This is a genomic window from Kluyvera sp. EC_51, assembly GCF_019584505.1.
Lineage (GTDB): Bacteria > Pseudomonadota > Gammaproteobacteria > Enterobacterales > Enterobacteriaceae > Kluyvera > Kluyvera sichuanensis.
In genome coordinates this window covers 119212-125211 of record NZ_VDAG01000035.1, presented here as the reverse complement: position 1 = coordinate 125211, position 6000 = coordinate 119212, and the positions used below count along the sequence as shown (strand labels likewise).

7 protein-coding genes are annotated in these 6000 nt (G+C 55.0%); 6 read left to right on the top strand and 1 reads right to left on the bottom strand.

The features are described from left to right. Positions 1–85: 85 nt before the first annotated feature. A complete protein-coding gene (gene ulaG / locus FHC49_RS09555; protein ID WP_220439640.1) occupies positions 86–1150 on the bottom strand; it encodes an L-ascorbate 6-phosphate lactonase in 1065 nt (354 codons plus the stop codon). Between the two features lie 362 nt (positions 1151–1512). On the opposite strand from ulaG, the gene ulaA reads away from it, so the two are divergent. Genes ulaA through FHC49_RS09525 form a run of 6 tightly spaced genes read left to right on the top strand, consistent with a single transcriptional unit; the run spans position 1513 to position 5923 of the window. After that, entirely contained in the window at positions 1513–2913 is a 1401-nt protein-coding gene (gene ulaA / locus FHC49_RS09550; protein WP_185669106.1) for a PTS ascorbate transporter subunit IIC, read from the top strand. Positions 2914–2925: 12 nt separating this feature from the next. Beyond that, positions 2926–3231 (top strand): PTS ascorbate transporter subunit IIB, encoded by a 306-nt coding sequence (gene ulaB / locus FHC49_RS09545; RefSeq protein ID WP_185669107.1) that lies wholly within the window; start codon positions 2926–2928, stop codon positions 3229–3231. 9 nt (positions 3232–3240) lie between these two features. Further along, a complete protein-coding gene (ulaC, locus tag FHC49_RS09540) occupies positions 3241–3711 on the top strand; it encodes a PTS ascorbate transporter subunit IIA (protein ID WP_185669108.1) in 471 nt (156 codons plus the stop codon). A 13-nt stretch (positions 3712–3724) separates the two neighbouring features. Continuing rightward, on the top strand, positions 3725–4375 hold the full coding sequence (ulaD, locus tag FHC49_RS09535) for a 3-keto-L-gulonate-6-phosphate decarboxylase UlaD (protein ID WP_220439639.1): 651 nt from the start codon (positions 3725–3727) through the stop codon (positions 4373–4375). A gap of 10 nt (positions 4376–4385) precedes the next feature. Next, on the top strand, positions 4386–5240 hold the full coding sequence (locus FHC49_RS09530; protein WP_220439638.1) for an L-ribulose-5-phosphate 3-epimerase: 855 nt from the start codon (positions 4386–4388) through the stop codon (positions 5238–5240). Then, complete coding sequence (locus FHC49_RS09525; RefSeq protein ID WP_185669111.1) at positions 5240–5923, top strand: L-ribulose-5-phosphate 4-epimerase; 684 nt, start codon at positions 5240–5242, stop codon at positions 5921–5923. Before FHC49_RS09530 ends, FHC49_RS09525 begins: the two co-directional genes overlap by 1 nt. Positions 5924–6000 lie beyond the last annotated feature (77 nt).

Sequence of the window (6000 nt, the reverse complement as noted above, 5' to 3'; positions counted from 1 at the left end):
CTGCAGTGGGGACTACGGGTGATGGCAGAGCGTATGATTCGTTGTTTACCACGTAACCGAGCGCAGCGACGCCGGGAATGTGCAATTATAAGAACGATTTAAACGGCAGATCCGGCTCAATGGTAAAGCAATCGTCGAAGCCGCGCGGATAGTGATATTCGAAATTATCTTTATCCAGCGGCCAGGTAAACTTGCCGCCAACCTGCCAGATAAACGGCTTAAATCCGTATTTCAGACGGTCTTTTTTCATCTCCCACAGCACGCGAATTTCCTGCGGATCGGCCTGGAAGTTTGACCAGATATCGTGGTGGAAAGGGATCACCACTTTGGTGTTCAGGGCTTCGGCCATGCGCAGCATATCGGCGCTGGTCATTTTGTCGGTGATCCCGCGCGGGTTCTCGCCGTAGGAGCCCAGCGCGACGTCGATATGGTGCTCGTTACCGTGCTTGGCGTAGTAGTTGGAGTAGTGGGAGTCACCGCTGTGATACAGGGTGCCGCCCGGCGTTTTGAACAGGTAGTTTACGGCGCGGGCGTCCATACCGTCCGGCAGAATGCCAGCGGCTTTTTGATCGGCAGGTAGCGTAATCAGCGCGGTGCGGTCAAAGGCATCAAGCGCATGAATTTCAATATCTTTTACCTTCACCACGTCACCCGGTTTCACCACGATGCAGCGCTCTTTTGGCACGCCCCAGCCCACCCACAGATCGACGCAGGTTTGTGGCCCGATAAATGGCACGTCGTCCGCGCAGTTCTGCATAACAGCGGCCGCCACGTTCACGTCGATATGATCGTTATGATCGTGGGTCGCCAGCACGGCATCGATCTGACGAATGGCAAACGGATCCAGCACAAACGGCGTGGTGCGCAGATTCGGCTGTAATTTTTTCACCCCCGCCATGCGCTGCATCTGATGACCTTGCTTCATCAGCGGGTTGCCGTGACTCTGTTTCCCCGTACCGCACCAGAAATCGACGCAGACGTTGGTGCTGCCCTCTGATTTCAGCCAGATACCGGTGCAGCCCAGCCACCACATCGCAAAAGTGCCCGGCGCGACCTGCTCCTGCTCGATCTCTTCATTCAGCCAGCTGCCCCACTCTGGGAAGGTGCTCAGGATCCAGGATTCTCGCGAGATGGTCTCAACTTTACTCATCGTGTTTTCCTCTTAAATCGTCATAAATAATCATGCTGTGATTTGTTATGATTGATGTTGTCACCGTTTTTTCATTATTGCAATGATGTTTTTTGACGTGTGAGAGGGCGATCTCAATGGCTGGTAACCATAAATCAATAATTGTTAACCTATGTTTTATTATTACATAATTGATTTAATTGAATTAATTTGATGTTTTTTGAATGGTTATTAATTCCATCCTTTAAGTGTGCTTATTATTGCGGTGCGCGTCACATTTAATCAAATTGCATCTTGTTGTGATTATTTTTGATTATTAGAGTGTGTCACACCACCGCTGAGCAGGGTTGCTGGTTCAGCCACTTCATTTATCGGAGAGCGTTATGGAGATCCTCTACAACATCTTTACCGTCTTTTTTAATCAGGTGATGACCAACGCCCCGCTGCTGCTGGGTATCGTGACCTGTCTTGGCTATATCCTGCTGCGTAAAAGCGTCAGCGTGATTATCAAAGGCACTATCAAAACGATTATCGGTTTTATGCTGCTGCAGGCGGGGTCCGGCATCCTGACCAGCACCTTCAAACCGGTGGTGGCAAAGATGTCCGAGGTCTACGGCATCAACGGTGCCATCTCTGATACCTACGCCTCAATGATGGCAACCATCGAACGCATGGGTGATGCCTATAGCTGGGTGGGATATGCGGTGCTGTTAGCGTTGGCGCTGAACATCTGCTACGTACTGCTGCGGCGTATTACGGGGATCCGCACCATCATGCTCACCGGGCACATCATGTTCCAGCAGGCCGGGTTGATTGCGGTGTTCTTCTATATCTGCGGCTACTCGATGTGGACCACCATTATCTGCACCGCGGTGCTGGTGTCGCTCTACTGGGGCATTACCTCCAACATGATGTACAAGCCGACCCAGGAAGTGACGGATAACTGCGGCTTCTCCATCGGTCACCAGCAGCAGTTTGCTTCATGGATTGCCTACAAGGTTGCGCCGTTCCTCGGTAAAAAAGAGGAGAGCGTGGAGGATCTGAAGCTGCCGGGCTGGCTCAATATCTTCCATGACAACATTGTCTCCACCGCCATCGTGATGACGGTCTTCTTCGGCGCGATTCTGCTGTCGTTTGGTCTGGACGTGGTGCAGGCGATGGCCGGTAAAACCCACTGGACCATCTACATTCTGCAAACCGGCTTCTCGTTTGCGGTGGCGATTTTCATCATCACCCAGGGCGTACGTATGTTCGTCGCCGAGCTGTCCGAAGCCTTCAACGGTATCTCTCAGCGTCTGATCCCCGGTGCCGTCCTGGCGATTGACTGCGCCGCCATCTATAGCTTCGCGCCAAACGCCGTTGTATGGGGCTTTATGTGGGGCACCATCGGCCAGTTGATTGCCGTGGGCATTCTGGTCGGCTGCGGCTCTTCCATCCTGATTATTCCTGGCTTTATCCCGATGTTCTTCTCCAACGCCACCATCGGCGTCTTTGCCAACCACTTCGGCGGCTGGCGCGCGGCGCTCAAGATTTGTCTGGTGATGGGGATGATCGAAATCTTCGGCTGCGTATGGGCGGTGAAACTGACCGGTATGAGCGCCTGGATGGGGATGGCCGACTGGTCAATTCTGGCACCGCCGATGATGCAGGGCTTTGCCTCCATCGGGCTGATTTTCATGGCCGTCATTATCGTGATTGCCCTGGCTTATATGTTCTTCGCTGGCCGCACCCTGCGTGCCGAAGAAGATGCGGAAAAACAAATGGCAGAAGTTTCTGCTCACTAAGGAGTGTTGATTATGACCGTACGTATCCTGGCTGTATGTGGTTGTGGGCAAGGCAGCTCCATGATTATGAAGATGAAAGTCGACCAGTTCCTCAAAGAGCAGGGTGTTGATCACACGGTGAACAGTTGTGCGGTAGGCGAGTACAAAAGCGAGCTGAGCGGGGCCGACATCATTATCGCCTCCACCCACGTGGCGAGCGAAATCACCGTCTCCGGCAACAAATACGTGGTGGGCGTACGCAATATGCTCTCGGCGGCCGATTTTGGTCCGAAGCTGATGGAAGTCATCAGCGCGCATTTCCCGAAAGACGTGAAGTAAGGACAACCCATGAAGCTACGTGATTCATTGGCGGAGAATAAATCCATCCGCCTGCAGGCGGAAGCCAATAGCTGGCAGGAGGCGGTCAAAGTGGGCGTGGATCTGCTGGTGGAGGCTGGTGTGGTAGAGCCGCGCTACTTCCAGGCGATTCTGGATGGCGTTGAGCGCTTCGGCCCGTACTTCGTTATTGCCCCAGGTCTGGCGATGCCGCATGGCCGCCCTGAAGAAGGGGTGAAGAAAAACGGTTTTGCATTAGTCACCCTGAAAACCCCAATGGTGTTTAACCACGAAGACAACGACCCGGTCGATATTCTCATCACCCTGGCGGCGGTCGATGCTCGTACCCATCAGGAAGAGGGCATCATGCAGATCGTTAATCTGTTTGAAGATGAAGCCAATTTCGACCGTTTACGCGCCTGCCGCACCGAGCAGGAAGTGCTGGATTTAATCGATAGCGCCACTCTGGCGGCGACAGCTTAAGAAGGAATTGAATATGTCATTACCGATGTTGCAGGTTGCGCTGGACAACCAGACGCTGTCCCACGCCTACAAAACCACCCGCCTGATTGCGGAAGAGGTTGATATCATTGAAGTCGGCACCATTCTTTGCGTTGGCGAAGGGGTGCGCGCGGTGCGCGACCTTAAGGCGCTGTACCCGCATAAAATCGTGCTGGCCGATGCCAAAATTGCCGATGCGGGCAAAATCCTCTCCCGTATGTGTTTTGAAGCTAATGCTGACTGGGTCACCGTCATCTGCTGCGCGGATATTAACACCGCCAAGGGCGCGCTGGACGTGGCAAAAGAGTTTAACGGCGACGTACAGATTGAACTGACCGGCTACTGGACCTGGGAGCAGGCCAGAGAGTGGCGTGATGCGGGCATTCAGCAGGTAGTCTATCACCGCAGTCGCGACGCGCAGGCAGCGGGCGTGGCGTGGGGCGAGGCGGATATCAGCGCCATCAAACGTCTGGCAGAGATGGGCTTTAAAGTGACCGTCACCGGGGGGCTGGCGCTAGAAGACCTGCCGCTGTTCGCGGGTATTCCTATTCACGTCTTTATTGCCGGTCGTAGCATTCGTGACGCGGCGTCTCCAGTAGAAGCTGCGCGTCAGTTCAAGCGTTCTATTGCGCAGCTTTGGGGCTAAGGAGCGGCCTATGTTGTCGAAACAGACACCGCTTGGCATCTATGAAAAAGCGCTCCCTGCCGGGGAGTGCTGGCTGGAGCGCTTGTGCTTGGCAAAAGCGCTGGGCTTTGATTTCGTTGAAATGTCGGTGGATGAAACCGACGAGCGCCTGTCGCGCCTCGACTGGAGCCGCGAGCAGCGCCTGGCATTGGTAAGCGCAATTGCGGAAACTGGCGTGCGGGTGCCGTCGATGTGCCTGAGCGCCCATCGTCGCTTCCCGCTGGGCTGTGAAGATGATGACGTTCGCAACCAGGGGCTGGAGATTATGCGTAAAGCTATCCGCTTCGCGCAGGATATCGGTATCCGGGTGATTCAACTGGCGGGATACGACGTCTATTACCAACAGGCGAATGACGAAACGCGTCGGCGTTTTCGCGACGGCCTGAAGGAGAGCGTTGAAATGGCCAGCCGCGCGCAGGTCACGCTGGCGATGGAGATCATGGATTACCCACTGATGAATTCCATCAGTAAGGCGCTCGGTTATGCGCACTACCTGAATAACCCGTGGTTCCAGCTTTACCCGGACATCGGCAACCTGTCGGCGTGGGATAACGACGTGCAGATGGAACTGCAGGCCGGGATAGGGCATATCGTCGCCGTGCACGTGAAAGACACCAAACCCGGCGTCTTTAAAAACGTTCCCTTTGGTGAAGGCGTCGTCGATTTCGAACGTTGCTTTGAAACGCTGCGCGAGAGCGGCTACTGCGGCCCATATCTGATTGAGATGTGGAGTGAAACCTCGGACGACCCGGCGGGTGAAGTGGCAAAAGCGCGCGATTGGGTGAAGGCCAGAATGGCCCGCGCCGGGCTGGTGGAGGCGGCATAATGCAAAAGCTAAAACAGCAGGTGTTTGATGCCAATATGGATTTGCCGCGCTATGGTCTGGTGACCTTTACCTGGGGCAACGTCAGCGCTATCGACCGTGAACGCGGCCGGGTGGTGATTAAGCCCAGCGGGGTGGCGTATGAGACCATGACCGTGGATGACATGGTCGTTGTGGATATGGACGGCAACGTGGTTGAAGGGCGCTATCGCCCTTCTTCTGACACCGCGACGCACCTGGCCATGTATCGCCGCTACCCGTCTCTTGGCGGCGTAGTGCATACCCATTCTACGCATGCGACCGCGTGGGCGCAGGCCGGCCTGGCGATCCCCGCGCTCGGCACGACCCATGCGGACTATTTCTTTGGCGATATTCCCTGTACCCGGGCGTTAACCGAAGCTGAAGTGCAGGGCGAATATGAGCTGAACACCGGCAAGGTGATCATTGAGACGCTGGGTGACGTTGAGCCATTGCATACGCCGGGAATTGTGGTGTATCAGCATGGCCCGTTTGCCTGGGGGAAAGACGCGCACGACGCGGTGCATAACGCGGTGGTGATGGAAGAAGTGGCAAGAATGGCGTGGATCGCGCGCGGTATCAACCCGGCGCTTAGCCCGATCGACCGCTACCTGATGAACAAACACTTTATGCGTAAGCATGGCCCGAACGCTTATTACGGGCAGTGATCGTTAACCTAAAAATTGTGCTCCGGGATTTGTACGCCTTCGGGATGTTACTGGTCTGATTCCGGGGCCTTTTTACG

What these genes read in the sequence shown, in the direction of transcription:
- FHC49_RS09525 (WP_185669111.1), top strand. Translation starts at nt 5,240, where the DNA reads ATGCAAAAGCTAAAACAGCAGGTGTTTGATGCCAATATGGATTTGCCG.
- FHC49_RS09530 (WP_220439638.1), top strand. Translation starts at nt 4,386, where the DNA reads ATGTTGTCGAAACAGACACCGCTTGGCATCTATGAAAAAGCGCTCCCT.
- ulaA (WP_185669106.1), top strand. Translation starts at nt 1,513, where the DNA reads ATGGAGATCCTCTACAACATCTTTACCGTCTTTTTTAATCAGGTGATG.
- ulaB (WP_185669107.1), top strand. Translation starts at nt 2,926, where the DNA reads ATGACCGTACGTATCCTGGCTGTATGTGGTTGTGGGCAAGGCAGCTCC.
- ulaC (WP_185669108.1), top strand. Translation starts at nt 3,241, where the DNA reads ATGAAGCTACGTGATTCATTGGCGGAGAATAAATCCATCCGCCTGCAG.
- ulaG (WP_220439640.1), bottom strand. Translation starts at nt 1,150, where the DNA reads ATGAGTAAAGTTGAGACCATCTCGCGAGAATCCTGGATCCTGAGCACC.
- ulaD (WP_220439639.1), top strand. Translation starts at nt 3,725, where the DNA reads ATGTCATTACCGATGTTGCAGGTTGCGCTGGACAACCAGACGCTGTCC.